The organism is Pseudarthrobacter quantipunctorum (genome assembly GCF_045291495.1).
Lineage (GTDB): Bacteria > Actinomycetota > Actinomycetes > Actinomycetales > Micrococcaceae > Arthrobacter > Arthrobacter quantipunctorum.
The window spans coordinates 4,130,254-4,156,432 of record NZ_CP148033.1 but is presented as its reverse complement, the minus strand read 5'-3'; the positions used below and the strand labels follow the sequence as shown (position 1 = coordinate 4,156,432).

25 protein-coding genes are annotated in these 26,179 nt (G+C 66.0%); 13 read left to right on the top strand and 12 right to left on the bottom strand.

Features of this window, described 5'->3' with window-relative positions:
• Positions 1-35: 35 nt before the first annotated feature.
• Genes WHH00_RS18945 through WHH00_RS18935 form a run of 3 tightly spaced genes read right to left on the bottom strand, consistent with a single transcriptional unit; the run spans position 36 to position 2,887 of the window.
• The gene (locus WHH00_RS18945; RefSeq protein WP_066272539.1) at positions 36-917 is read right to left on the bottom strand and encodes an ABC transporter permease; all 882 of its coding nucleotides are present in this window, start codon (positions 915-917) and stop codon (positions 36-38) included.
• Positions 917-1,801 carry an ABC transporter ATP-binding protein gene (locus WHH00_RS18940; protein ID WP_406635215.1) on the bottom strand — a complete coding sequence of 295 codons (885 nt, stop codon included), beginning with the start codon at positions 1,799-1,801 and terminating at the stop codon, positions 917-919. The genes WHH00_RS18945 and WHH00_RS18940 overlap by 1 nt, the downstream gene beginning before the upstream one ends.
• A gap of 3 nt (positions 1,802-1,804) precedes the next feature.
• The gene (locus tag WHH00_RS18935; RefSeq protein ID WP_406635213.1) at positions 1,805-2,887 is read right to left on the bottom strand and encodes an ABC transporter substrate-binding protein; all 1,083 of its coding nucleotides are present in this window, start codon (positions 2,885-2,887) and stop codon (positions 1,805-1,807) included.
• Positions 2,888-3,371: 484 nt separating this feature from the next.
• On the opposite strand from WHH00_RS18935, the gene WHH00_RS18930 reads away from it, so the two are divergent.
• Together WHH00_RS18930 and WHH00_RS18925 are read left to right on the top strand one after the other, a co-directional pair.
• Entirely contained in the window at positions 3,372-4,601 is a 1,230-nt protein-coding gene (locus WHH00_RS18930) for a pyridoxal phosphate-dependent aminotransferase (protein WP_406635211.1), read from the top strand.
• Positions 4,602-4,798: 197 nt separating this feature from the next.
• Complete coding sequence (locus tag WHH00_RS18925; RefSeq protein ID WP_066272548.1) at positions 4,799-5,035, top strand: hypothetical protein; 237 nt, start codon at positions 4,799-4,801, stop codon at positions 5,033-5,035.
• A 79-nt stretch (positions 5,036-5,114) separates the two neighbouring features.
• On the opposite strand, the gene WHH00_RS18920 is transcribed toward WHH00_RS18925, so the two are convergent.
• The 3 genes from WHH00_RS18920 to WHH00_RS18910 are packed head-to-tail and all read right to left on the bottom strand — an operon-like array spanning position 5,115 to position 6,772.
• Positions 5,115-5,402 carry a MoaD/ThiS family protein gene (locus WHH00_RS18920; RefSeq protein WP_406638693.1) on the bottom strand — a complete coding sequence of 96 codons (288 nt, stop codon included), beginning with the start codon at positions 5,400-5,402 and terminating at the stop codon, positions 5,115-5,117.
• A 7-nt stretch (positions 5,403-5,409) separates the two neighbouring features.
• Positions 5,410-6,516 carry a WD40/YVTN/BNR-like repeat-containing protein gene (locus tag WHH00_RS18915; RefSeq protein ID WP_406635208.1) on the bottom strand — a complete coding sequence of 369 codons (1,107 nt, stop codon included), beginning with the start codon at positions 6,514-6,516 and terminating at the stop codon, positions 5,410-5,412.
• Between the two features lie 55 nt (positions 6,517-6,571).
• Positions 6,572-6,772 carry a hypothetical protein gene (locus WHH00_RS18910; RefSeq protein ID WP_066280037.1) on the bottom strand — a complete coding sequence of 67 codons (201 nt, stop codon included), beginning with the start codon at positions 6,770-6,772 and terminating at the stop codon, positions 6,572-6,574.
• 293 nt (positions 6,773-7,065) lie between these two features.
• On the opposite strand from WHH00_RS18910, the gene WHH00_RS18905 reads away from it, so the two are divergent.
• The 6 genes from WHH00_RS18905 (at position 7,066) to WHH00_RS18880 (ending at position 12,463) form a co-directional block, all read left to right on the top strand.
• Entirely contained in the window at positions 7,066-7,782 is a 717-nt protein-coding gene (locus WHH00_RS18905) for a hypothetical protein (protein WP_406635206.1), read from the top strand.
• Positions 7,783-7,921: 139 nt separating this feature from the next.
• Positions 7,922-8,668: a class F sortase gene (locus WHH00_RS18900; RefSeq protein ID WP_406635204.1), complete on the top strand. Its 747-nt coding sequence runs from the start codon at positions 7,922-7,924 to the stop codon at positions 8,666-8,668.
• 67 nt (positions 8,669-8,735) lie between these two features.
• Complete coding sequence (locus WHH00_RS18895) at positions 8,736-9,254, top strand: universal stress protein (protein WP_231454213.1); 519 nt, start codon at positions 8,736-8,738, stop codon at positions 9,252-9,254.
• 244 nt (positions 9,255-9,498) lie between these two features.
• Entirely contained in the window at positions 9,499-9,843 is a 345-nt protein-coding gene (locus WHH00_RS18890) for a metal-sensitive transcriptional regulator (protein WP_406635201.1), read from the top strand.
• Positions 9,844-9,897: 54 nt separating this feature from the next.
• The gene (locus WHH00_RS18885; RefSeq protein ID WP_231454211.1) at positions 9,898-10,137 is read left to right on the top strand and encodes a heavy-metal-associated domain-containing protein; all 240 of its coding nucleotides are present in this window, start codon (positions 9,898-9,900) and stop codon (positions 10,135-10,137) included.
• Between the two features lie 28 nt (positions 10,138-10,165).
• The gene (locus WHH00_RS18880) at positions 10,166-12,463 is read left to right on the top strand and encodes a heavy metal translocating P-type ATPase (protein WP_406635199.1); all 2,298 of its coding nucleotides are present in this window, start codon (positions 10,166-10,168) and stop codon (positions 12,461-12,463) included.
• 39 nt (positions 12,464-12,502) lie between these two features.
• Here WHH00_RS18880 and WHH00_RS18875 read toward each other — a convergent pair whose 3' ends face one another.
• Complete coding sequence (locus tag WHH00_RS18875) at positions 12,503-12,775, bottom strand: DUF2277 domain-containing protein (protein WP_043448476.1); 273 nt, start codon at positions 12,773-12,775, stop codon at positions 12,503-12,505.
• Positions 12,776-12,989: 214 nt separating this feature from the next.
• Here WHH00_RS18875 and WHH00_RS18870 point away from each other — a divergent pair, with 214 nt between their 5' ends.
• Positions 12,990-13,253, top strand: coding sequence for a WXG100 family type VII secretion target (locus WHH00_RS18870; RefSeq protein WP_406635197.1), 264 nt, complete (start codon positions 12,990-12,992; stop codon positions 13,251-13,253).
• Between the two features lie 108 nt (positions 13,254-13,361).
• Here the strand turns inward: WHH00_RS18870 and WHH00_RS18865 are convergent, their stop codons facing one another.
• A complete protein-coding gene (locus tag WHH00_RS18865; protein ID WP_406635195.1) occupies positions 13,362-14,414 on the bottom strand; it encodes an EamA family transporter in 1,053 nt (350 codons plus the stop codon).
• A 72-nt stretch (positions 14,415-14,486) separates the two neighbouring features.
• On the opposite strand from WHH00_RS18865, the gene WHH00_RS18860 reads away from it, so the two are divergent.
• Positions 14,487-15,032 carry a CGNR zinc finger domain-containing protein gene (locus WHH00_RS18860; protein WP_406635193.1) on the top strand — a complete coding sequence of 182 codons (546 nt, stop codon included), beginning with the start codon at positions 14,487-14,489 and terminating at the stop codon, positions 15,030-15,032.
• On the opposite strand, the gene WHH00_RS18855 is transcribed toward WHH00_RS18860, so the two are convergent.
• The 3 genes from WHH00_RS18855 to WHH00_RS18845 all read right to left on the bottom strand — a co-directional run bounded on the left by WHH00_RS18855 (position 15,029) and on the right by WHH00_RS18845 (position 17,497).
• The gene (locus WHH00_RS18855; RefSeq protein WP_406635191.1) at positions 15,029-15,391 is read right to left on the bottom strand and encodes a hypothetical protein; all 363 of its coding nucleotides are present in this window, start codon (positions 15,389-15,391) and stop codon (positions 15,029-15,031) included. The genes WHH00_RS18860 and WHH00_RS18855 overlap by 4 nt on opposite strands.
• Positions 15,392-15,494: 103 nt before the next feature.
• Positions 15,495-16,085 (bottom strand): hypothetical protein, encoded by a 591-nt coding sequence (locus tag WHH00_RS18850; protein ID WP_406635189.1) that lies wholly within the window; start codon positions 16,083-16,085, stop codon positions 15,495-15,497.
• Between the two features lie 59 nt (positions 16,086-16,144).
• Positions 16,145-17,497, bottom strand: coding sequence for an MATE family efflux transporter (locus WHH00_RS18845; protein WP_406635187.1), 1,353 nt, complete (start codon positions 17,495-17,497; stop codon positions 16,145-16,147).
• 118 nt (positions 17,498-17,615) lie between these two features.
• Here WHH00_RS18845 and WHH00_RS18840 point away from each other — a divergent pair, with 118 nt between their 5' ends.
• From WHH00_RS18840 to WHH00_RS18830, 3 genes are all read left to right on the top strand, one after another.
• Positions 17,616-18,050 (top strand): DoxX family protein, encoded by a 435-nt coding sequence (locus WHH00_RS18840; RefSeq protein WP_231454203.1) that lies wholly within the window; start codon positions 17,616-17,618, stop codon positions 18,048-18,050.
• Positions 18,051-18,612: 562 nt separating this feature from the next.
• A complete protein-coding gene (locus WHH00_RS18835; protein ID WP_406635185.1) occupies positions 18,613-23,004 on the top strand; it encodes an SGNH/GDSL hydrolase family protein in 4,392 nt (1,463 codons plus the stop codon).
• A gap of 140 nt (positions 23,005-23,144) precedes the next feature.
• Positions 23,145-24,116 carry an acyl-CoA thioesterase gene (locus WHH00_RS18830; RefSeq protein WP_231454202.1) on the top strand — a complete coding sequence of 324 codons (972 nt, stop codon included), beginning with the start codon at positions 23,145-23,147 and terminating at the stop codon, positions 24,114-24,116.
• 26 nt (positions 24,117-24,142) lie between these two features.
• On the opposite strand, the gene dnaB is transcribed toward WHH00_RS18830, so the two are convergent.
• Positions 24,143-25,525, bottom strand: coding sequence for a replicative DNA helicase (gene dnaB, locus WHH00_RS18825; protein ID WP_406635182.1), 1,383 nt, complete (start codon positions 25,523-25,525; stop codon positions 24,143-24,145).
• Between the last annotated feature and the right edge of the window lie 654 nt (positions 25,526-26,179).

The window sequence follows — 26,179 nt, the reverse complement described above, 5'->3', positions numbered from 1 at the left end:
CTTTGCAGTTCAGTCGGACAGTTCAGTTGGGCAGTTCAGGATGTGGAGCCGACGGCGGTGCGCCAGCGGGAAAAGTGCCGTTCCAGGGCCACGAGCAGGGCGTTGACGGCGAGGCCCAGCACGGAGACGGTCAGGATGCCGGCGTACATGTCCGGGATCAGGAAGCTCATTTGCGAATTGACTATCAGGTAGCCGAGCCCGGCCTTGGCGCCCACCATTTCGGCGGCGATCAGGACCAGGATGGACGATGTCCCAGCCATCCTGATCCCTGTGAAGATCGTGGGGACCGCAGACGGCAGGATCACCTTCTGGAAGAGCCGGAAACTGTTCATCCCCAAGGATTTGGCGGCGCGGATGAGCAGTGGGTCCACGGTCCGGACGCCGGCGATGGTGTTCAGCAGGACCGGGAAGAAGGCGGCGTAGGCCACGATGGTGATCTTGGATTCCTCGCCGATGCCCAGCAGCAGGGTGAACACCGGCAGCAGTGCCAGGGTGGCCGTGTTCCGGAAAAGCTCCAGGAGCGGGTTCAGGAACGAATTCAGCCAGCCGTACCAGGCGATCAGGAGCCCCAGCACCACGGCCGTGACCACTGCAATCCCGAATCCGGATACCGAGCGGGTGAGGCTCGCCTGCAGATGGCTCTGCAGCTGCCCGGCTTCCACGAGCCTGGCACCGGCGGCGAGGACTTCGTGCAGCGGCGGCAGGAACACGCGGGTGGAGGGGCTGGCCAGATACAGCGGCCCCACTTCCCAGAGTGCCAGGAAAAGCACCACGGCAAGGGATTTCCAGCCCGCGCGGGCCGCCAGGTGTGCCACGTAGGAGAGCCTGCCCGCCTTCTGGCGTTCCGCCGCAGGCAGGGCTGGAGAGTGTTCGACGGCGGCAGGCGCCTCCGGGGGGCGGGTCAACACTGTACTCATCAGACTGCGCTCCTTTCGAGCGGCTGTTCATCGGGGGCGGTGCCGTCCGGCAGGATCTTCCGGTGGCCGGAGTCCCGGGCGAGGCGGACTTCGTCGTGCAGCAGCGACCACACCTGGTGGCGGTGTTCCACAAAGGCGGGGTGCGAGCGGATGTCCGCGTCGCGGTCGCCCTCGGGGATGTTGATGGCCACGATTTCCTTGAGTTTTCCCGGCCGGGCGCTCAGCACCGCCACCCGCTGGCCGAGGTACACCGCTTCGTCGATCCCGTGGGTGATGAAGACGATGGTCTTCCCGGTCGCCTTCCAGATCCGCAGGAGCTCGTCCTGGAGCTGTTCACGGGTCTGGGCGTCAAGGGCGGCGAAGGGCTCGTCCATCAGCAGAACGTCCGGCTCATGGGCGAGGCTCCTTGCGATGGCCACGCGCTGCTTCATACCGCCGGACAGTTCGTGAGGATAGCGGTCCCCGAACCCGGCAAGGCCCACCAGGTCCAGGAATTCGCTGGCCTTCGCCGCCCTTTCCTTTTTGGACAGGCCAGTGCTCTCGAGGCCTATTGAAACGTTGGCCGACGCCGTCCGCCAGGGAAACAGCTCGTACTGCTGGAAGACGACTGCCCGGTCCTGGCCCGGTCCGGTCACTTCCTTTCCGTCCACCAGGACCTCTCCCGATGTTGGACGGGAGAGCCCGGCCAGCAGGTCCAGGAGCGTGGTCTTGCCTGAGCCGCTGGGGCCCACGAGGGTGAGGAACTCGCCGGCGGCGACGTCCAGGCTGAGGCTGTCGATGGCGGTGAGGACTGGGGGCTCCCCCTGGCGGCGGCTGCCCGTGCCCTTGCCTGGCCGGATACTGAATTCCTTGGTGACGTTTCGGAGGCTGATTTTGGGGGTCATCGTCTATCCTTTCGGGGTTGCGGCCGGCGCCGGGGTTTCCAGCAGGTTGAACTCGTTGGTGTAGAGCGTGGAGGTATCGAGGTCGCCGGTGATGATTCCGGCCGACTTCAGGTAGTCGGCCCAGCGGGTGAAATCGGTCTCCTGGATCCGGCCGCCCGGCGAGGCAACGCCCACGCTCTTCCAGTACTTCAGCGCCTCGGTACTCTCGTTGCGGCCCCGTTTGGCGATGATTTCCTCGAATTTGGCGATCACCTGCTCCCGTGGGGTGCTCCGCTGCCATTCGATGGCCTTGGCCACCCCGGTGACCAGCGTCCGGCTGGTCTCCGGGTTCTTCGCCAGGAAGTCATTGCGAAGGACGTACTGCCCGGCGTCGAACGGTCCTCCGATGACGCCGACGTCGGTGAAGAGCGCACGGACGCCTCCCTCCGCGAGCGCACGGTCCTGCAGCACTCCGCCCAGTGTTCCCACGTCGACCTGCTTCTTGCGCAGGGCAACTTCGGTTTCGTTTGGCGGAACCACCACCAGCTGCACCTGCTTGATCTCCTCGGGAGTCAGGCCGCTGTTCTTGAGGTGCGTGGTGATCACGGCCTCGTGGTGGGCGCCAAGGGTGTTCACGGCGATCTTCTTGCCGATCAGGTCCCTGGCAGTGCGGATGGGGCTGCCTTCCTCCACGTAGTACCCCGTGAAAGTCTTGTTGTCCTCCCCGTAGTAGTTGATGACGGCTTTGACGGGCGCACCGGCCTCGATCAGCTTGATCACGGCGCCGGTGAACGCTCCCCCGATGTCCGTCTGGTCGGTGGCCACGGATTGGATGCTCTGCGGCCCGCTGGTGGTGTTGCTGACCCATTCGAGCTTGACGTCGCCCAGATAGCCGAGGTCTTCCGCCACTTCCACCAGGGCTACTGTGTTGGGCGAACCCTGGTACCGGACGGTTTTCACCTCAGCGCCGCTGCCGCTCCCGGCCTGTTGTGCCGTAGCGGGACCGCCGCAACCGGACAGCGCCAGCGTGACTGCCACGACTGCAGCCATGGCGAATGCCGTGCCTGTGGTGCGGATAGTTCGTGCGGGCAGGAGTCGGTTTTTCATGGTGGTGGGTCTTTCTGCAGTTCGGGTGTCGATCCGGACCATCTGGCTCGTGGCAACCACTAGAACAGAGAAGAATCACCGGCAGAAGCGGCGGCTTAACAGCGCGAAACGGCAGGCAACTGCGGGAAAACGGGAGTAACAGAAGTCCTCGCGGCGTAGTGTTCGGACACTCCGCTGCACGTTGCGCCGCCGGCCGACACATGGCGCATCGGGACGTAAGGCAATCAGGTACCGGAGGTTCATGGCGGTTCATACGGCGACGCGCAGGTCCACAGCAGCGCAACGTACGCCGTACTTTGAACGGTGGATGCCGGCGCCCTGCCCGCATGGGCATCACATCAAAGGGCGCACCGTCCCAGAAATGCCTGGCGGGTGTCGCCAATATTTCTGCCGGTGAGCTTCGTTTGTTACCCGCGGCCCGCCATCGCCTCCGGCGGAACTGCAGCCGGCGCGCCGTCGTCGTCCGGGTGTGAAAAAATCAACCATGCGCCCCATGCAGCACTCCAGCAAGCTCCAGAACGTCCGGTACGAACTCCGCGGACCCATCCTCCAGGCCGCCAAGGCCATGGAGGCGGAGGGGCACCGGATCCTCAAGATGAATCTCGGGGACACTGCCCCGTTCGGCCTGGAAACGCCGGAGTCCGTGGTGGTGGACATAATCCACCACCTGCGGGGCGCCCAGGGGTACAGCGATTCGAAAGGGATCTTCTCCGCGCGTACCGCCATCTCGCAGTACTACCAGACGCGCGGCCTGATGCAGATCGGGGTGGAGGACATCTTCATCGGCAACGGCGTCAGCGAGCTCATCTCGATGTGCCTGCAGGCTTTCATGGAAAACGGCGACGAGATCCTGGTACCCGCTCCGGATTACCCGCTGTGGACTGCCGCGGTCACGCTGACCGGTGGCAAGCCGGTGCACTACCTCTGCGATGAGGGGGAGAACTGGTGGCCGGACATGGCCGACGTCGAGGCCAAGATCACCAGCCGCACCAAGGGGATCGTGATCATCAACCCCAACAACCCCACGGGCGCCGTCTACCCGCGGCACATCCTGGAGCAGTTCGCGGCACTGGCCCGGAAGCACCACCTGGTCCTGTTCTCCGACGAGATCTACGAGAAGGTGCTGTATGAGGAGGCCCAGCATATCCACACCGCGGCCGTGGCCGAGGACGTCTGCTGCCTGACGTTCAGCGGGCTGTCCAAGGCCTACCGCATGCCCGGCTACCGCGCAGGCTGGGTTGCCGTCACCGGACCGCTCGCCGCCACTGCCGCCTACCGTGAGGGGCTGGAGCTGCTGGCATCGCTGCGCCTTTGCCCCAACGTTCCGGCGCAGCATGCCATCCAGACCTGCCTGGGCGGGTACCAGAGCATCGACGCCCTGGTGCGGCCCGGCGGCAGGCTCCGCGAACAGCGCGATCTCGCCTACCAGCTCCTGACGGAAATCCCCGGTGTGACGTGTGTTCCCGCGGCGGGAGCCATGTACCTGTTCCCCCGCCTCGATCCGGAGCTTTACCCCATCAGCAGTGACGAGCAGTTTGTCCTTGACCTGCTGAGGGACCAGAAGATCCTCATTTCGCATGGTTCCGCCTTCAACTGGCCCGCGCCCGACCACTTCCGGTTCGTGATCCTTCCGTCGGTCCTGGATATCCGGGAGGCCGTGCACCGCATCTCCACGTTCCTTGCGGCGTACCGGGCCGGCGTGGAACTGCCGTAGCCTCCTTTGGCCGCGGCCGCCGTCGGGCATTGCCTGCCTGTTCCGCTGCCGCGCCCGGGAACCAGTGCCGGGGAAACAGCACCGGCGCGAAGAACTAACCGGCGCCTAACCGCGGGGAAACGCGGGCGCAACATTGCTTCGGCACACTGGATTCTGCAGGCAAGAGCCGGCACCAGCCCCAGCCAGGAGGCCCCGCCATGAAGCAGAAAGCGACACCACATGTGACCCGGGTCCGCGCCCTGGACCAGCTCCACCGCGGCGACGAGATCGAGGCCCGCCTCTCGGTGGGTCCTTCCTACGACGACGTTGTAATCCGCCGCGGAAGTGTCCAGGAAACGGCTCCAGGCATCGGCGTCGTCTGGATCCTGGACCGGCTTACCGGCCTGCGCAAAGCCATCAATACGGACGAGTGCAGCGTCTGGCGGCTCGCCTGAAACTGTCGGGGTCCGCGGCCCGGGTGTAGCCGGCAAGGGCTGCCCGCCGTACCGGATTCTTCGACGCAGGGGCCTCCGCTCAGCCGCCGGCCACCGACTGGATGACCAGCACCTCCTGGCCTGGCGCCACCTCGGTGTCCAGGCCCTGCAACCGCCGCACCTCGTCCCCGCCGACGTACACATTCACGAAGCGCCGCAACGCGCCGGTCTCGTCACGGAGCCGCCGGGCCAGCACTGCGAAGTCCGAGGTCACCGAATCGAGGAGCTTTCCCACCGTTACAGGCCCGTCGGCGGGCGCAGTCAGGACGGACTGCCCGCCGGCCAGCGGTTGCAGGACGCTGGGAAGCACCACCCTGATTTCCTGCATGCTGCTCTCAGGCACCGGCTATCACGGCTGCCCGGACACAGAGCACATCCGGAAGGTGGGACACCACCTCCTGGAAGGTCCCGCCTTCATCCGCACTGGCGTAGACCGTGCCGCCGCGCGTCCCAAAATAGACCCCGGCCGGTTCCGCTGCATCCACACAGGCAGCGTCACGCAGCACGCTGTTGTACTCCCCCGTGGGCAGGCCGTTGCTGAGCCTCGTCCAGGTGGACCCGGCGTCGTCCGTCCTGTGGACGGCCAACTCGCCGTCCGGCGGAATGCGTTCCCCGTCCGCTTTGAGCGGGATGACCCATGCCGTTCCCTCCCGGCGCGGATGGGTCAGCATCACGAAGCCGAAATCCGCGGGAAGCCCCTCCGCGATGGAATTCCAGCTGTCCGCGTTGTCATCGGTGCGGTAGACGCCGTGGTGGTTCTGGGCGTAGAGGCGGCCGTCGACGGCGGCATCCGCTGCGATCTTGTGCACGCACTGCCCAAACTCGGGGTTGGGATCCGGCATGAAGTAGGCGGAGATGCCGTGGTTGCGCGGCTCCCAGGACGTGCCGCCGTCCAGTGACCGGTACACGCCTCCGGTACTCATGGCCACGTGGACCGTGTCCCCCGCCGGATGGACCACGATGGAGTGCGCGGCGGCTCCGCCGTAGCCTGCGCCCCACTCACTGCGGTGTGGATGGTCCCAGAGCCCGCGGTTCAGTTCAAAGTGTTCTCCGCCGTCGGTGGACTTCCAGACCGAGATGGGTTCAGCTCCCGCCCATACAACGCCGGGACGCGACTCGGCGTCCGGATAGATCTGCCAGATGCGCTCCAGTGCGGCACCCGTGTCCTCCGGAAACCTGACGGCGCCCTGCTCCGGCTCGGACCAGGTGGCGCCCAGGTCATCGGAGTGCGCAACGGTGGGACCCCAGTGCTCGCTGCGGACCCCCACCAAGATCCGGGTGCGGCCTTCCCTGGTGTCTATTCCAATGCTGGGGATCTCGCTCATGAGGAAATGCGGGCCGGTGAAAGACCACTGGCGCCTGTCCTGGCTGGTGGCCAGCCAGAGGCCCTTTTTGGTCCCGATCGCTAAGACAAAACTCTCTGCGGATGCCATGCCCACCATGCAACCACCGCGCACTGCAGCCCGCAACGGTTATTTTGTGTCCCGGCCGGGGTAACTAGTCCACAAACTCCGATTGGGTTTCGATGAAGTCCCAGTCCGCCGGGGTCAGGACGGCCGCCGGATTGTCCGGATGCGGGCCGCCCGCTTCCGCAATTCCCTGGAGCACCGGAAGGGGCAACTCCTCCGCCCGAAGGTTTTCCCGCAGCCATTCCTTGCTGGCCAGGTCCAGGTCAAGCCACCACATGTAGATTTCCATGACGCCATGCACCTTTCGTATGTTCCAACGTTAGGCCCGGGCGGATGCGCGGACAAGATACACCCGTGACGGGCAGGTAGCCAGTGCAGGGAGTCCCCCGATGATGCGGGTACCCGCAAGTAACCGCATGGTCCGGCCGCCGGAAAAGACAAGTACCCCCTACTCAGGACTGCCTTTAGCCCTCCCCCTAGCCTGAAAACTCAAGCAAGCTGACCGTGTTGCTGGGGCATTCGGCGCAAGTGCTGGGCCTCCTCTTCATGGTCCGTTTCACACAGCGAACTGGGGAGAAAACAATGAAACGTACCTTTGTGACTTTGGGGGTCGTCGGGCTGGGGCTGCTTGGCGTGACGGCACCGGCCATGGCAGCGCCTGAGAGAGTCACGGTCTGCCACAACGACGGAGGCAGCTGGTCGCCGCTCGAATTCAACATCAACGGCCTGAACGGCCACGACCAGCACCCGCTGGACATCATTCCACCCACCTCCGAGTCGCCCGGCAAGAACTGGACCGACGCCGGAAAGCTTCTCTACGTCGAAAAGTGCGCGCCGTTGCCGCCAGGCGAAACAATGCCGGAGGTGCCGGGCGAGGAACCTGAAGAGGAGCCCGTCGAGGAGCCTGTCGAGGAGCCGCCGGCTGAAGAGAATCCGGTAGTGGAGACACCGGCCGAAGAGAAGCCGGCCGCGGAAACACCGGTGGCCGAGACGCCGTCGGCGGAGACACCCGCGCTGACGCCTGCTGCTGAACAGCCCGCGGCAGTTCCGGCGGAGGCATCCGGCGTCGTCCCGCAAGCCGCCGCACCGGCTGCGCCTGCTCCGCAGGCAACCGTCCAGCGGCCGGTCGCCGCCACGGGGGCCACCAGCCTCGGCACCAACCAGGGGTACAACGCCCAGACCGCCGTCGGTGGTTCTGAAAGCACCCCGTCCTGGCTGGCCGGACTGGGAGCACTGGCGGCGGCAGGAGCGGCAGTGGCACTCCGCCGCCGGTCCCGCCCATTCACCCCCGCCGGCTGAAGCCAGGAACGGCATAACCGCAGCCCCGGCCCGTGGCTTCGTAAACACGGACCTGGCTGCGGCCCTTGACGGGGAAGGCGTCCCTCCAGTGCCCGGCGGGGCGCCTTCCCTCTTTTTCGTCGAAGCATCGAGGAGCACTATGGCCAAGGTCCACAGCCCGCAGGCAGCGGACGGGAAGCGCGTGCGGCGGCGCTGGAACCGTGGGGACCTGGCCATCCTCCTGTGCGGCGTCCTGGCTTTCCTGTCCATCACCTTTGGCGGGCCACTGCTGACGCACACCGCCTCGGATGGCAGCTCGCAGGGGTCATTCACGGCTGATGCGCCGGTCACCGCCGGCATCCCGCCCACGGACCCGGCACCCATCGCGGCGACGGGTACAGCAGAAGAAACCTCCGCACCTTTGGAATCCTCCGCCAGCCCCGCCCCGGCACCCGCGCTGCCCGCTGCCGCCGAGCCCCGCCGTGTCCGGTATCCGTCTGCCGGCTTCGACGTCCCTGTCCACCGCCTGGAGCTGGACAGCGACGCCCAGGCCAACCAGACCATCGTGCCGCCCGAAACCAAGGACGGCTACTGGCTGGCTCCCTTCGGCACCCCCGGCCACGGTTCGGCCAACACCACCTACGTCATCGGCCACAGCTGGGAAGGGGCGGAGGCACCCTTCAATCACCTGAGTTCAGCGGCAACAGTGGGTGACAGGTTTGAGGTGGACACCGCAACCGGCACCATCTCCTACCAGGTGGACACCGTCACCACGTACCTCAAAGCCACCCTCAAGGACAGTCCCATCTGGGAGATCGTGCCCGACCGCCTGGTCCTGATCAGCTGCTACACGGAGGACCCGTGGGGAAAGAACGTGGTTGTCGTGGCTTCGCCTGCGCTTCCCTGACGGCCCGGAAGCCCCGTTCTCTCCACCTGCCCTATCCAAGAGCCTTAAATGAGGCTGAAAATAGGTTATGAGCCCGGAACAGATGAGCAGCAGCCCGCCCCTGGTGGTGGGGATCGCGCCCGGACAGCATGCGGAAGTCCTGCAAACCGCCGTCGCCCTCGCCGCCCGGCTGGAGACACGGCTGCTGTGCGCCTATGTGGATGAGGCCAGCTTCCTGGTGGACTGGGACCCTGCACGGCCCGTGCACCGGCTCTCCCTGCACCCCGATACGGATGACCCCAACATCGGAGCCGTGGCACTGGAGCTTAAGTCGGCGATAGAAGCGGCTGTGGCCGGAGTCCCGCCCGGAACCGCCGCCGCCGAGTGGACCCTGCAGACCCTTGCCGGGGATCCTGCGCGCGCACTGGCCCGGCTGGCAGCCGAAACCGACGCGCCGATGATCATCGTGGGAACCTCCGAGCGCGGCTTCTCGCACCGCCTCGCGGAAGCCCTCAGCGGTTCGGTGGGTGCCTGGCTTACGCACCATCAGAGCAGGCCCGTGCTCATAGTTCCCTACCGGATGCCTGCCCATGACGACCGGCCGTGAAACTAAAGCGAAAGTAGTTATTCGGGGTGCTGGCGGAGCGGGGTACCAGCCAGTAAGCTGATTCAAGCAAGGCGGGTTCCAGCAGGATGGAAGCCGCAAATTGCCCAAAAGCTGCTCCGGAGTGCGTATCCCCCAATAACGCACTCCGGAGCTTTTTTATGTCCCGGCAACGGGCCGCCCCGATTAGCCGCATACCCCCCAGGGGTACTTGCCGATATACCCCAGTGGGGTATATCGTGTGGTTATGAGCGGAATCGAAGAAGCAGTGGGCGGGCACGCGGTGGACCTGCAGCCGCCCCATGGATACACCGGCAACAAAGAGGCTTACCTCCGCCGGCTCAAGCGCATCGAGGGGCAGGTCCGCGGGATCGCCCGCATGGTGGATGAGGACAAGTACTGCATCGACATCCTCACCCAGGTTGCGGCGGTCACCAAGGCCCTGCACGCTGTCAGCCTTGGCCTGGTGGAAGAGCACATCGGCCACTGCGTGGTGGGCGCCGCCTCTGAACCCGACCCCGCAGCCCGCGCCGACGCAATCGACGCCAAAGTCAAGGAAGCCGCCGACGCCATCGGCCGCCTGCTTCGCTGACGAACAATGACCAAACCAGCGCCGGCTACCGCCGGCAAACCTGAAGGAGCAGCCATGAGCACCACTTCCCCCACCACCACACGGGTCAGCGTCTCGGGAATGACCTGCGGCCACTGCGTTTCGGCAGTCAGCGAGGAACTCGAAGCACTGGCCGGCGTCGAAGAAGTGAGCGTGGAACTGAACGCCGGAGGCATCTCCACGGTGACCATCACCTCCAGCACGGAACTGTCTCCCTCGGAGATCGGGGAAGCGGTCGCCGAGGCCGGCTACCTCGTCGTCGCCAACGAAGCCTAAAAACCGTCACTGAAGCAGGGAAGCCCCAATGAGCAACCAGGAACTCCTCCACCAGCCCGCCACCCGCGTGGTGGAACTCGACATCGAGGGCATGACCTGCGCCTCCTGCGTCAACCGGGTGGAGAAGAAACTTGGCAAGCTCGACGGCGTGCAGGCCTCGGTCAACCTGCCCCTGGAATCAGCCCACGTCACGGTCCCGGCAGGCATCACTGACGAGCAGATCAAGGCAACAGTGGAAGCCGCGGGCTACAAGGCAACGATCCGCCAGCCGGACAGGCAGGACGAGAGCCCGGCCGGCGAAGCCGCAGACCTGCCCGCAGCGAAGCTCCGCCCCCGCCTGATCCTTGCGGCGATCCTGACCGTCCCCGTTTTCATCATTTCCATGGTGCCGGGAGCCCAGTTCCCGCACTGGGGCTGGGCGGCGGCCTTCCTGGCCCTGCCGGTGGTGACTTGGGCGGCGTGGCCGTTCCACCGGGCAGCGGCCGTCAACGCCCGGCACTTCGCGTCCACCATGGACACGCTGGTGTCCATCGGCGTGACCGCGGCGTACCTGTTCTCCGCCTGGCAGCTGTTCGCGGATCCCCGCATGACTGAACACCCGGGAATGGAAGGCATGGAGGCCGGCGGCCTCTATTTTGAGGTGGCAGCGGTGGTCACCACCTTCCTGCTCCTGGGCCGCTACCTGGAGGCCAATGCCAAACAGAAGGCCGGTGACGCCCTGCAGGCACTCCTGAACCTGGGCGCCAAGGATGCCACAGTCCTCCGTGACGGCAAGGAACAACGGATCCGGGCCGACCACCTGCAGGTGGACGACGTCCTGGTGGTCCGTCCCGGCGAAAAAATTGCCACCGACGGCGTGGTGACAGACGGGGACTCGGCCGTGGACGCTTCCCTGGTGACCGGCGAGTCCGTTCCCGTGGAGGTGGGCCCGGGCAGCCGGGTCACGGGCGCCACCATTAATACCTCCGGCCGCCTCCTTGTGCGCGCAACCCGCGTTGGCTCTGAAACAACCCTTGCCCAGATGGCGCGGCTCGTCTCCCAGGCGCAGACCGGCAAGGCACCCATCGCCCGCCTCGCGGACCGCATCAGTTCCGTCTTCGTTCCCGTGGTGCTGGCTATCGCGGCGCTCACCTTCGTACTGTGGCTTCTCTTTACGGGACCGGATGTGACCAGCAATGAGCTGCGCTCGGCGTTTACCGCCGCCGTCGCCGTCCTGGTGATTGCCTGCCCGTGCGCGCTGGGCCTCGCAACCCCTGTTGGCCTGCTGACGGGAACCGGGCGCGGCGCCCAGCTGGGCATCCTCATCAAGGGCCCGCAGGTTTTGGAGGACACCCGCACCGTTGACACCATCCTGTTGGACAAGACCGGGACAGTGACCACTGGAGTCCTTGCCGTGGATACGACCCTTGCCTTTGGGGGCTTCAGCGAGGCGGAGGTGCTTCGCCTCGCGGGGGCCGTGGAGGCAGCATCGGAGCACCCCGTGGCCAGGGCCATCGCTGCCGCCGCCAACGCGGGCGCCCGGGAGTTGCCAACAGCGGACGACGGCGGCACCCTCCCCGCCGTGGAAGGCTTCCGTTCCGCGCCCGGCGGCGGCGTTGCCGGAACCGTCGAGGGCCGGGTGGTTACGGCAGGCCGGACAGGCTGGCTGGAGCAGAACAACATCACCATCTCGCAGGAACAGCGCGCATCACTGGCGGCGGCGGAAGCCTCCGGCGCCACGGCCATCTGGGTTGCCGTGGACGGTGGTGTTGCCGGCATCATCAGCCTCCGGGACACCCTCAAGGAAGGTTCCGCCGCCGCCGTCGCACACCTGAAGCGGCTGGGCCTGCGCCCCATCCTGCTCACCGGCGACAACGCCGCGGTTGCCGCCCAGGTGGCGGCCGCCGTCGGCATAGATAAGGAAGATGTCTACGCGGGGGTCCTGCCCGAAGGGAAAGTGGAGGCGGTGCGCAGGCTCCAGGCCGGCGGTGCCACCGTGGCCATGGCCGGCGACGGAGTGAATGACGCTGCCGCGCTCGCCCAGGCGGACCTGGGCATTGCGATGGGCTCCGGGACGGACGTGGCCATCGAAGCGGCGGACCTGACGGTGATGGGCAACAACCTTGCCCAGGTGGCGCAGGCCATCGAACTCTCGCGCCGGACCCTGGCCACCATCAAGACCAACCTCTTTTGGGCCTTTTTCTACAACGCCGTGGGCATCCCGGTAGCAGCCCTGGGCCTGCTCAACCCGATGATCGCCGGTGCCGCCATGGCCGCCAGCTCCGTCCTGGTGGTGGCCAACTCGCTGCGGCTGCGGAGCTTCGGCAAGCAGCCGCAGGCCAGCTAGAAGGCGGACACGGCAGGAGCGGAAACGGCAGCTGCCGGCTCAGGCGGCGCCGTACCGCACGGCCGCCCGTGCCCTGGCCTTGGCTGCCTCGGCTTCCCGGTCCTTGGGCGGCGCTTGCGAAACCAGGGATTCCAGGAGGTGCTGGGTGATGTGGGCAATTTCGTGGACGGCCTCATCAAAGGCTTCCTGGTTGGCCTTGGAGGGCTTGGTGCTGCCGCTGATCTTGCGCACGTACTGCAGTGCGGCGGCGTGCACTTCCTCCGACGTGGCGTGCGGTTCAAAGTTGTGGAGGGTTCGGATATTCCGGCACATACAGCCATGCTAGGCTCTGGAACGCCTGGGATCGACCCCTCCCCGAACGGTTTGCGCAAGCGCCGGCCATGGGGAGGCCGGCATGGGCAGGGCTGCCCATCGACGCTGTCTCAGCAGCCGGGGTAGGTTTTAGGCAATGGATCTTCCGGATGAGCCGGGAGGCCGAGGGGGATGCCGACCTGGTTCGGATCCACGATTCTATGAGGAGAAATTGATGGCTATTTGGGGTGCAGACGTTCAGCAGCTTCGTCAGCTGGGCAGCAAGCTTCAGGCAGGTGCAACCGAGATCGACAACCAGAAGTCGAATCTCAACAGCCTTCTCAACAGCACCGACTGGAAGGGACCGGACGCAGACAAGTTCCGCGACGAATGGTCCGGTACCCACACCACCATGCTGACCAAGGTGGCCGACGCGCTCAGGGAAGCCGGCAACAAGGCCAAGCGCAACGCCGAGCAGCAGGAACAGGCCTCCAACTAGTCCCTGCGGCTGCGCAAGGCAGGCCCGGACACGTATGGGTGTCCGGGCCTGCTGCGTTTAAAGGCCTGCGGGCCCAGGTGGCGGCCCGCCAAAGTAAGGCCTCTGCACCTAAGGGACGGGCTCGACGTCGTTCGCGTGTTCCAGCGGTGACGCCGCCCTGGGCAGTTCCCGGCCGCGCTGCTCCTCCCCGCCCGCTGCGCCGCCGGCAGCCGGCCCCCGCAGCTCGTCGAGCCGGACCAGTACCACGCCGCCCACGATCAGGACGCCGCCGAGGAGTTGGATGGCCCCCGGCAGTTCACCGAGCAGCAGCCACGCCCACACGACGGCAAAGAGGACCTCGGTCAGCGACACGAAGGACGCCACCTTGGAACCCAGCGCCCGTGCAGCCATGATGCCGGAGACGTAGGCCAGCACTGTCGCCAGGACCACGAGCCCCGCCAGCGGCACCCACCAGGGCGTGATCCAGGGTCCGAGCCTGGTGTCCGTTGCGCTGAAGGCCATGGGCAGCAGGCCGGTGGCGGCAGCAAGCCACATCACGGCGGCACCTACGAACAGCCCGCCCGAGGCCAGCACGATGGGCGGCAGTGTGTCATTTTCCTTCGCGGTGATGAAGAAGTAGCTGGCAAGGCACACCGCGGCGGCCATTCCCCAGAAGACGCCAACAATATCGATCTTGACGGCGCCGGTCAGGTCAAGGACCAGGACCAGGCCGGCCAGGGACAGCAACGTCCCGCCGAAGGTCAGCAGGCGCGGCCGTTTCCGGCTGGCGGCCCACAGCCAGAGCACAATGATCACCGGAGCGAGGTATTCGAGCAGCAGCGCCACGCCCACCGACAGCCTTGCGACGGCGTTGAAGTAGAAGAGCTGGCAGGCCGCGACGCCGATCAGCCCGAACAGCCCGATGGTCACCCAGTTGTCCCGCAGCTGATGCCAGCGGCCCCTGAGTGCGGGAATGGCGGGCACGGCGAGGATCAGGGCTGCGCCGGTAAGCCGGGCCGTGACGGCCGCCCCGGGGCTCCACCCCGATTCCAGCAGCGCCTTAGCGAAGGACCCGGAAAGTCCAAAGACAGCGGAGGAGAAAAGAGCGATGCCCAGGCCGGAGGCGAGGAAGCTGCGCCGGGCTGCGGGCAGACGGCCGGGAGCGCGGCGTGCAGCGGGCATTGGTCGCCTCCTGTCAGGAGTAAAGTGGGCTTATGGTCATGACAGTACGGGACGGCACTGTAAGGAGTCAAGATGGTTTTTGCCCCTGACACTGAGGTGGCCCTGCGGACCGTGGTGAACCTCGTCAATTCAGCTGCGAACGGGAGCGAGGGCCTTGCCACCCAGGCGGACCTGGACCGCTTCCTGGCAGCCGAGGGCTTCAGCGGGTCGCGTACCCGGGACGCGGATGAACTGGAAAGCGTCCGCCGCTTGCGCCGCGAGCTTTGCGAGCTGTGGACGGCGGATGAAAACGCCGCAGTGGACACCGTAAACCGCCTGCTGCGGGAGGCCCGTGCACTGCCCCAACTGGTCAAGCACGACGCTTGGGACTGGCACCTGCACGCCACCACGCCGGACGCTCCATTGGTATACAGGATGAGCACGGAGGCTGCGATGGCCCTGGCAGACGTTATCCGCGGCAAGGAGATGGACCGGATGCGGACCTGCGAGGCGGAGGACTGTGATGCCGCAGTCCTGGACCTCAGCCGGAACAGGTCGAAGCGCTACTGCGATACCGGCAACTGCGCCAACCGCGCGCACGTCGCCGCCTACCGGGCGCGGCAGGCCGCCACCGGCTAGTGGCTGCCCCGGGTGTCCGTGCCGTCAGCCGGCGCGGGCGGGTCCTGCGGGCCCGAAGCCGAACCGAAGCCGTGGGACGGCTTGCGTGCTGAACTGAGGTTTACGCCGGATCCCTTGCCCAGGTGCTCGGCGTTCTCCTTGTGGCTCATGGAGAGCATTGCAGCCACCACCAGCGTGACAATGAAGGCGATGCCGGCCGCAGTGAAGGCCAGGTCAAATCGGGGGGCGCGTGCGCTGCCGCCGGAGGCGAAGACCACCACGGCAAGGAAAGCGACCACCGCCCAGAACGCGGAGAACATCAGCGGGCCCTTCACCGAGGTCCGCACCTTGCGCGGTTTTCCTGGATGCTGGTCTGCCACGGTGATTCCTCCCTGCAGGCGGCACGCAGGCCGGCCTGGTTTAAGTGTTGCGGTGTTTTGCCCGGCAAATTTTCTACAAGAAGTAGAACCGCGCTTTCCTAGTTTACGGCTTTCCGGCGGCGCTGCGGGCATCGTGCCGGAGGGTCAGGGCTGACAGGACCCACAGGACTCCCGAGATGATCGCTCCTCCGCCGGCCACTCCCAGCAGGGCGTGGGCGCCCAACCCGATGAAGAACGGCAGGAGCGCCGCGGTGCCCAGGCCTATAATGCCGGACGTGATCCAGTCGCGGGCCAGGACGTGGCTGCCGCGGAGCTTCAACCCGCAGGCCAGCTCCAGCGCCCCGGCCAGGCCCAGGCCCACAGCAGCGACCACGCCAAACAGCAGGTCCCCATGCAGGACCACCAGGGAAAATCCCGCGCCGGCCATGACCGCACCGGCGGCCGCCAGCATCTTGCCCGGCGCGGCACCCTGGGGTAGCCCCGTGGCGGGAACACTCCTGAGCAGCAGCACTCCGGTTGCCAGGAGGTACAGCCCGCCGGCCCACCCCATGACCTCAACGGAGGGCGCCGCCCAGAAAATGGTGAGGGCACCAAACACCAGGGCTGCCGCAGAGCGGAGCAGGACCGGCTGCCAGAGCTCGGGCCTGGCGTCGGTTCCGGGAGTGGTGCCTGCGGGGGTCCTTGGTTGCGTCACCGGTCCAGTTTAGTAGCGGTGCGCCGCCGGCCGAACTTTGCCCCCATTCCGGCCGGAGCTTACGCGGAACCGAGCACCATCCACCGGCCTGACCGGGCGCGGAGGCCGAGCGTCATTGCGCGGGCCGCCATGTAGCCCAGGGCAAAGGCTGCCCACAGCCAGCCCAGGCCAGCGCCGCCCGGAACTCCCAGCAGCGCAACGGCCGCGAGCATCGGCACGTAGGCGGCGAGATTCACCACGCCCGCCAGGGCAAGGTACTTCGCGTCCCCGGCTCCTATCAGCACGCCGTCCAGCACAAAGACGTAGCCGGCGAGGGGTTGGCCCGCAGCGAGGACCCATAGGGCCAGGGCCAGCATCCGCCGCACCTCGGGATCGGAGGTGAACAGGGCTCCGGCCCACGGAGCCGCCAGCGCAAGGAGCAGGCCCGTCACCGCGCCGAATCCAAGGCCCCACCGGACCATGGTTCCGGTCAAAAGCCGCGCTTTGACGGCATTCGAGGCTCCCAACTCCTTGCCGATCAGGGCCTGGGCGGCAATGGCCAGCGCGTCCAGGGCAAAGGCGAGGAAGGAAAAGATGGTCATTGCCAGCTGGTGGGCGGCAAGGTTGGCTGTGCCTTGGGCTGTGGCCACGAGGACCGTTGCCAGGATGGCGATCCTTAGGGTCAGGGTGCGCAGCATCAGCCAGGACCCCACGCGGGCCATGCTGCGGATGCCCCGCCAGCTGGGGAGGAGTCCCACGCCGTTGCGTAGGGCATTCCGCCTGACGATGGCCAGGTAGACGCCGGCCATGGCCCATTGCGCCACGCTTGTGCCCACCGCGGAGCCTGCCACGGACCAGCCCAGACCGTACACAAGCCACAGGTTCAGGATGATGTTCAGGGTGAACCCGGCAGTGGCCACCAGAAGCGGCGTCCGGGTGTCCTGAAGTCCGCGGAGGAGGCCTGTTCCGGCAAAGATCAGCAGCATGGCCACCAGCCCGGGCATGGACCAGCGAAGGTAATCGACGGCGAAGGCGCGAACCTCGCCTTCCGCGCCCAGGAGTCCAATCAGGGGATCCGCCGCCAGGAAACCGGCAACGGCGAGGAGCACGCCGAGCAGCAGTGCCAGCCACACGCCGTCGCGCCCGGCTGCCAGGGCCTTCCCAAGCTGGCCGTCGCCGATGGCCCTGGCCACTGCGGGAGTGGTGGAGTAGGCCAGGAAAACCATCAGGCCCACCGCGGTATGCAGCACGGCCGAGGCCAGCCCCACCCCGGCCAACTGTGCCACGCCCAGGTGGCCGATGATCGCGGAATCGGCAAGCAGGAACAGCGGTTCGGCCACGAGCGCGCCGAACGCCGGCACGGCCAGCCGCAGGATATCGCGGCTTTGCCCCTTGCGCGGCGCAGCGGTAGCGGGGGCAGGTAGGTAGGGCACGGTGCCAGCCTAATCGGCTGGCCGCAGGCACGCCTCAGGCAGACGGCCTTGCATGACAAGGGACACATTGTGACGGAAATGGTTGACTCTTCAACTATTTCTCGGGAATACTGGAGCCATGAATCAGTCACGACTCACCACGACCGCCATTACCGCCCTCCGCATTGTCCTGGGCTTCCTTTTTGCAGCGCACGGCTGGCAGAAGTTCAACGAATGGACCATCGCGGGCACACAGGCCTCGTTTGCCAAGATGGGCGTTCCGGCAGCGGAGATAGCCGCCCCGGCCGTTGCCATCCTGGAACTTGCCGGCGGCATCGCGCTGATCCTGGGCATACTTACCCGCGTGGTGGCTGCACTCCTGGCACTGGACATGCTGGGCGCGCTTTTCCTGGTCCACGCACCGGCCGGCGTTTTTGCCGCCAACGGCGGGTATGAACTGGTGCTGCTCCTCGCCGCCGCAGCCTTCGCCCTGGCCCTGACCGGCGCCGGCCGCGCCTCAGTGGACCGCGCCCTCTTCGGCCGCAGCAACTCGAAGCTTGCCATTCTGGCCTGACCTTGCACCTCCGGCTCCGTCCGGAAACCGCGACGGCGGATGGGCACCCCGGTGCGCATCCGCCGTCGGCCATTAAACCGGCAAGACCGCCGCGCGGGCCGCACCCTGCCGGAATCCCCCGGCCGGGATCGCCGGAATGGTGCCAACTCGCAGCCCCCAACCCCCTGCCCGGATCGCCGGAATGGTGTGAACGCGCCGCCCCCCTAACCCCCTGCCCGGATCGCCGGAAGGCTGCAGGCTCGCCGTTCCGGGGCGGCGAAGCGGGCGTCTTCCGGCGATTCCGCCGCCATCGGGCCGTTGAACGGCCCGCATCCGCTAACAATCCCGAACATCTAACACCAGAAAGTCACGGGAAAGTTGGGAAAACGCTTGCCACAGCTGCATCCCGACTGATAGACCATTGAATGCCGCAGCGAGAGCTGCGTCACCCTCCCCAGGTCTTCAGCCCCTTCCAAGTCACCACCGGAACCCTTCGCGATTTGCCCGCAGGACGCCTCCGGCGCATCTTTGAATCGTTCCAACCCTGGGCCTGCCTTACCACTGCTCATCGAAGGAGATGTTCGTGACCAAACCCCCGCAAGTGACCCCGGTTCCCCAGGAGGGGCCACCGCCCCGCCGCAGGCTGCCGGCAGGAGCAAAAGCCGTCACCGCCGCGGTGGCCTCCGCCGCCATCGCCTTCACAGGACTCCCGGCCGTTCAGGCCGACACAACCCTGCCGGCAGTGGGAAGCGGCTTCAAGTTCGACTTCGGCCCCGGGGCAACGGCTGACGGCTACACCTCGGTAGGCGCGGGAACGCCGTACTCCACCACTACCAGGTTCGGCTTCACGGATACGGCAGTCACCTCCGGAGTTGACCGGGGCACCGGAGACCCCCTGCGGTCCGACTTTGTGCAGGCCCAGGGAAGCTCCTTCCTGGTGGACCTGCCCAATGGCGACTACACCGTCAAACTCATTGCCGGCGACGCCGCCGAAGCCACGAACATCGCCATCACCGCCGAGAAAATGGCCAAGGTACAGGTCACGGACAAACCGGCCGGCCAGTACCTGGAAATGGAGTTCCCCATTTCCCTCGTGGACGGACAGCTCAACCTAGATTTCAGCGGCACAGCGGCGAAGATCAACTCCCTGGTCATTGCGGCAAGGGCTCCCCGCACCGCCACCACCGACCCCGGCGTCTACCTCGCCGGCGACTCAACCGTCCAGACCTACGATCCCGGCTACGTGCCCCAGGCGGGCTGGGGCCAAATGATCGACCGCTTCTTTGACAGCAGCGTCTCCTTCAAGAACCATGCCATCGGCGGCCGGAGCTCCAAGAACTTCATCACGCAGGGACGGCTGGACGAGATCCTCCGCGTCATCAACCCCGGCGACTACCTCATGGTCCAGTTCGGCCACAACGACGCCACCATCGGCGTCGACGACCGCTACGCCTCCCCCACCGATTACAAGGAATACCTCCGCACGTACGTCAACGGTGCCCGCCAGCGCGGTGCAACGCCCGTCCTGGTGACCCCCGTGGGACGCCGGGACTACGACGAAGCCACGGGTAAGTTCCGCGTCAGCTTTCCGGAGTACGTGGCCAAGATGCAGGAGCTCGCGGCCGAGGAAAACGTGGCCCTGGTGGACCTGTCCGCCTCGAGCCGCGCCTACTACGACCAGATTGGCCCCGAAGACACCAAATCCGTCTTCCTCCACGTCGATGCCGGCGTGTACCCCAACCGCCCCACCGGGACCGTGGACAACACCCACTTCCAGGAATACGGCGCCATCCAGATTGCCCGGCTGGTGGCGGGCGGAGTGAAGCAGCTCAGCGTTCCGCTGGCCTCCCGCGTGAAGGAAATCGCGCCGCCGTCGTCCGTTCCCGCCAAACCGCAGGGCCTGGTTGCCGGAAGCGTGTCCAACGCCGGCGCGCTCCTGAAATGGCAGCCCGTTGAGGGTTCGGACATCTACAAGGTGTACCGCAAACTGGCCTCCGAGCCGGACAGTGCCTACAACCTGACCACCACGGCAACGGTTCCCACTGCCAACCTCACCGGGCTGGCCGAAGGCACCGCTTACAGCGTCCGGGTGGCGGCCATGAACGGCAAGGGACTCTCCGAGCCCAGCGACGCACTCGCCGTCACCACCAAGCAGGCCAAATACAAGTTCGACTTTGGACCCGTGGGAGCTCCCCTCGAGGTGGGCTACACCGAAGTCAACCGGACCATGGGCTACACCGCCGGGCGTGGCTTTGGTTTCAAGGACATCTCTGTACTCGCCGACCGGGACCGCGGCGCGGTCACCAGCAACCTGCTGCGGGATTTCGTGCTCAGCGGCTCCAGCTTCGAGTTCCAGCTGGACGTCCCCAATGGCACATATGCCCTGAAGACCTACCACAGCGACTGGATCGGCTCCACCCGGACAGACGTCGCCGTCGAGGGCACGCCCTACGGCCAGGTGTCCTCCGGCAGGGAATCCTCCGCCACCAAGATCATCAACCAGGTACTGGTGTCCGACGGCCAGCTGAACCTGGCCATCAGCGGCTCCGGCCAGCGGCTCAACGGCCTGGAGGTCACCCCGCTGCTGGTGGGACCCACCAACCTGCACACCACCGCCGTCAATGCCGCGGCCGAACCGCCAACCGTGGACCTCGCATGGGATGCCGTGGCGGACGCGGCCAGCTACAAGGTGTTCCGCCAGGCATCCTTTGAGACCGAACCGCAACTGGTCGCGGGGGATGTGACCGCAGCGTCCTTCAGGGACACCACAGCGTTCGCCGGCCTCAATTACAAGTATTTCGTCACCGCACTGGACAGCACCGGACTCGAGTCGGTTCCGTCCAACACGGTGGAGACCGCCCTGGTTGACCCCAACACTCCAGTGCCCGCCGCCACCGGCAAGGTGGACGTCAAGGCCGTAGAGAAAACGAGCGTCACGCTCAAGTGGCAGAAGGTTTCCGACGCTGCCGCCTACCTCGTTTACCGGTCCACCTCTCCCGACGGCCCCTTCGGGTACGTGGGACGTGCCACCGAGGTTAACTACACCGACTACACGGTCCTGACCACCATCAAGTACTACTACCGGGTCACCACGGTGAACAAGGGCGGCGAATCTGCTCCCTCCCCGGTGATTGGAACTGAAAAGGTCACGGTGGTGAACCGGCAGATGGAAAACCTGGACCGCGCACCGGTGGCTCTGCTGACCGGCGAAGGCGTGCGGGTGGGCTGGCGCATGCTTGGCCTGGACCCGGAGCAGATCGGCTTCCATGTCATCCGCGACGGCGTCCAGCTCACCGAAGAGCCGATCCGCGGCAGCACCACTTTCCTGGACCCCTCCGGGACGGCTTCGTCCCGGTACGCCATCAAAACCGTGGGCAACGGCGGGGAGGAGCTCACCGCCGAGTTCGTGCCGCTGGCACAGAACTACCTGGCTGTGAAACTGGACAAGCCCGCCGATGACTACACCAAGGACGGCCAGCCCTACAGCTACTCCGCCGGTGACTCCAGCGTGGCAGACCTGGACGGCGACGGAACGTACGAGGTCCTCCAGATGTGGTCCCCGTCCAACTCCAAGGACAACTCCCAGGCAGGCTACACCGGGCTGGTGTACGTTGACGCCTACCGCATGGACGGCACCAGGCTCTGGCGGATCAACATGGGTCCGAACATTCGCGCCGGTGCCCACTACACCCAGCTGCTCGCCTACGATTTTGACGGCGACGGCAAGGCCGAAGTTGCCATGAAGACGGCGGACGGCACCCGGGACGCTGCCGGGACGGTAATCGGCAACGCCGGCGCGGACTACCGCAACAGCAGCGGCTATGTACTGACGGGCCCGGAGTTCCTCACGGTCTTCCACGGAGCAACCGGCACCGTCATGGACACTGTGGCCTACGACCCTCCCCGCGGTGACGTGGCAGCCTGGGGCGACGGCTACGGCAACCGCGTGGACCGCTTCCTCGGCGCCGTGGCGTACCTGGACGGGGAGCGCCCGTCCATGATGTTCAGCCGCGGTTATTACACGCGTACCGTGCTCGCCACCTACGACCTGGTGGGCGGCAAGATCAGCAAGCGCTGGATTTTCGACTCGGACGCCGCCGGCGCCCAATACCGCAGCCAGGGCAACCACAACCTGTCCGTGGCGGACGTGGACGCCGACGGAAAGGACGAGTTCGTCTTCGGCTCCATGACCATCGACGACAACGGCAAGCCGCTCTACAACACTGGCCTCGGCCACGGTGACGCCATCCACACCAGCGATCTTGACCCGTCCCGCCCGGGCCTGGAGACATTCGCCGCCCATGAGGACATGGGGTCCAGCGGCAACAGGGGAGCCACCTTCCGTGATGCCCGCACCGGAGAGATCCTCTGGAGCATCCCTGCTGCCAAGGACACGGGACGCGCTGCAGCAGGTGACATCGATCCGCGGCATGCAGGGGCCGAGGGCTGGGCCATCGGCGGCGACGCAGCCTGGAACTCCCCGGTGGGCGAGCTGCGGTCCGCCAAGGGCCAGCTGATTGCCAACAGCATTCCGGCGGCCAACTTCCTGGCCTGGTGGGACGGCGACCTGTTGCGCGAGATCGTTGACCATGACTGGGACGCAGCCACCACCTCGGGGACGCCCAGCATCGCCAAGTGGAACTGGGAAACGGAATCCAGCGACCGGCTGCTCACGGCCACCGGCGCGAAGTCCAACAACGGCACCAAGGGAACCCCGGCCATCCAGGCCGACCTCCTCGGTGACTGGCGCGAGGAAATTGCGTGGCCGTCGTCGGACAGCACGGAGCTGCGGATCTACACCACCAGCGCCGGGACTGACGTCCGGCTCCGGACGCTGATGCACGATCCTGTGTACCGGCTCTCGGTTGCCCGCGAGAACGTCTCGTACAACCAGCCGCCCCACGCGGGCTTCTATATCGGTGAAGGCATGGAACTGCCGGCCCAGCCGGACATCGTTTACACCCGCGCAGGCTAGCTGCATTCAGTGCGCAGGTGTGCTGCCCCGTTCGCCAACCTGGCGGACGGGGCAGCCGCGTTTGCTGGTGGTGTCACCGCAACAGCCTTTGTTGCGGTCCCCGACCGGTGGGTAACCCCCGGCGTCAGTATGATCGCACCATGACCGAGACCCGTGCCTCCAACTCAGTGACCCTCCGTTTCCTGGCCGCTCCCACGGACGTTGGCCACAGCGGCTCCGTGGACGCGGGCACCGTCCTGGAGTGGGTGGACAAGGCCGCCTATGCCGCCGCGGTGGGCTGGGCGAAGTCCTACTGCGTCACCGCGTACGTGGGAAACATCCACTTCGCCGATCCGGTCAACAGCGGTGACATGGTGGAAGTGGAGGCCACGATCGTCTACACCGGACGCTCTTCGATGCACATCCGCACCGTGGTTTCCTCCGGGGATCCCAAGGGCGGTCCGGCCACCATGCGGAGCCAGTGCATGGTGATTTTCGTAGCGGTAGGCGAAGGTGGAAAGCCGGTCCCGGTGCAGCAGTTCGAACCCGTCACTGCCGAAGAGATCGAACAGCGGGACCACGCGCTGGCACGGATCAAGGTCCGCGAGCAGATCGTTGAAGCCATGAACCGGCAGGAATATACCGATGCGGGCACGGCCGAACGGGTCACCCTGCGGTTCATGGCAGCGCCCACCGACGTGAACTGGGGCGGCAAGGTCCACGGCGGGATTGTTATGAAATGGATCGACGAGGCCGCCTACGTATGCGCCTCAAGGTACTGCGGCATGGACACCGTGGCCGTCTTCTCCGGCGGGGTCCGTTTCTACCGTCCGCTGCTCATTGGTCATGTGGTGGAGGTGGAAGCGCGCCTGGTGTACACGGGGACCAAGGGCATGCACGTTGCGGTCCACGTGCGCTCGGGCGATCCGAAGAGCCGCGAGATGGACCTCACCACCTACTGCCTGACAGTGATGGTGGCGCGCGACGCCGATGGCAACTCCGTGCCCGTACCCCCTTGGGTGCCGGTCAGCGAAGAGGACAAAAGGCTGCACGCCCATGCCCGCGAGCTGCTGGAAATCAGGGGCACGGCCCCGGGCAACCGCCTGCCCAACCACTTGCTGGGGCACGGCTAAGTCCGGAGCCCCGGTGGCGGCAGGTCCTAGAAGCCGCCACCTCCGGCGTCGGCCGCCATGTTGGCGAACCGGGAGTAATGGCCCTGGAAGGCAACCACGATGTCCTTGGTGGGACCGTTACGGTGCTTGGCGATCAGGATGTCGGCCTCTCCGGCGCGGGGGGACTCTTTGTCGTAGACGTCCTCGCGGTGAAGCAGGATCACCATGTCGGCGTCCTGCTCGATGGAGCCCGATTCGCGGAGGTCGGAGACCATGGGCCGTTTGTCCTGCCGCTGCTCGGAACCACGGTTGAGCTGGGACAGCGCGATCACGGGGACCTGGAGTTCCTTGGCCAGGAGCTTCAGGGCACGTGAGAACTCGGAGACCTCCTGCTGGCGTGACTCGACCTTTTTGCCGGAGCTCATGAGCTGCAGGTAGTCCAGGATCACCAGTTTGAGATCGTGCTGCTGCTTCAGGCGCCGGCACTTTGCCCGGATCTCCATCAGCGACATATTGGGGCTGTCATCGATGAACAGCGGGGCATCATTCATCCGGCCCATGGTGGTGGCGATTTTAGACCATTGCTCGTCCTTGATGGTTCCCTTACGGAGGTCCTGCAGCCCGATGGTTGCCTCTGCGGAGAGGAGGCGCATGGCGATCTCGTTCCTGCCCATTTCGAGCGAGAACATCACCGTGGCGAGGTTGTTCTTGATGGCGGCGGACCGGGCAAAGTCCAGGGCGAACGTGGACTTACCCACGGCGGGACGGGCAGCGATGACGATCATCTGGCCGGGGTGGAGTCCGTGGGTGAGTTCATCCAGCTCGTAGAAGCCGGTGGGCACGCCGGTCATGCCCTCGCCGCGGTGGCCGGACGCCTCGATTTCGTCCACCGTGGACTCCATGACGTCTTTGAGGACCACGTAGTCCTCCGCGGTACGCCGTTCCGCCACGGCATAGACCTCGGCCTGGGCCTGGTTCACCAGGTCCTCCACCTCGCCGTCCGAGCCGTAGCCCAGTTGGACGATCTTGGTGCCCGCGTTTACGAGGCGCCTGAGCACGGCACGTTCAGCAACGATCTCGGCGTAGTAGCCGGCGTTGGCGGCGGTGGGAACGGTCTGGATCAGCTCGTGCAGGTATGCGGGACCGCCGATCCTGTTGATCTCTGCGCGCTTGGTGAGCTCATCGGAGACGGTCACGGCGTCCGCAGGCTCGCCGCGGCCATAGAGGTCGATGATTGCTTCGTAGATAGTTTCGTGTGCCGGGCGGTAGAAGTCCTGGCCGCGGAGAATTTCCACGACATCGGCGATGGCGTCCTTGGACAGCATCATGCCGCCCAGCACCGATTGCTCGGCAGGGATGTCCTGCGGCGGCTTGCGGCTGGCGTCAGATCCGCGGGTTGTCTCGACCGGATCCAGATGCGCGATTGACAAAGCTGCCGTCCTCCATGTGAGCCGGCGCCTTGGTGGCACCGGTGGTTAACCGTCCTGCTAGGGCGTTGCCCGAAAGCTGGGCTCCGCTACCTGTCCAGGTGTACCAGCGGGGTGTGACAATGCTGGGGATTCAGCGCTGCGGATGGGGAGTTCGAGAGTTATCCCCAATATCCACAGGTTTTCCACAATGGACCTCTTTTTAGGGTTCCAGAGGTTCTACGGCTGCTGTCATCGGCGTCCGTCCGGACCCGCAGGAGCCCTGAAAAACAGGTACCCCGCTACGCTAGTCCCCCGTGCCCCAACGGCAAAGTCAACAGGCGCCGCACCCTGTGGAAAACCTGTGCACTAAGGGGCATAGCTTGTGCACAGCCTGTGGGAAAGGCTGTGGACAGCAAAAAACTTTAGCGCCCAGTGCCGCGTTGACCTGCGGAAACACCGCCGCCAGCTTGTGGAGTAAATGTTTTTTCCGGGTGTTTTCATCCACAGCCCCTGGTGGCATCCACGGAGGAAAACCGCCCCGTCCGGAGCAGTGACGCACTTCATGCCCCTCTGCCGCAGGCGCTCCTGGCCCGGCTCCGAAGGTTGGCGGCTTAGAGAAACCACACAGTATGCGCAGAGGTGAATGTTGCTGTGGATAAACCGGATCTGGCATAA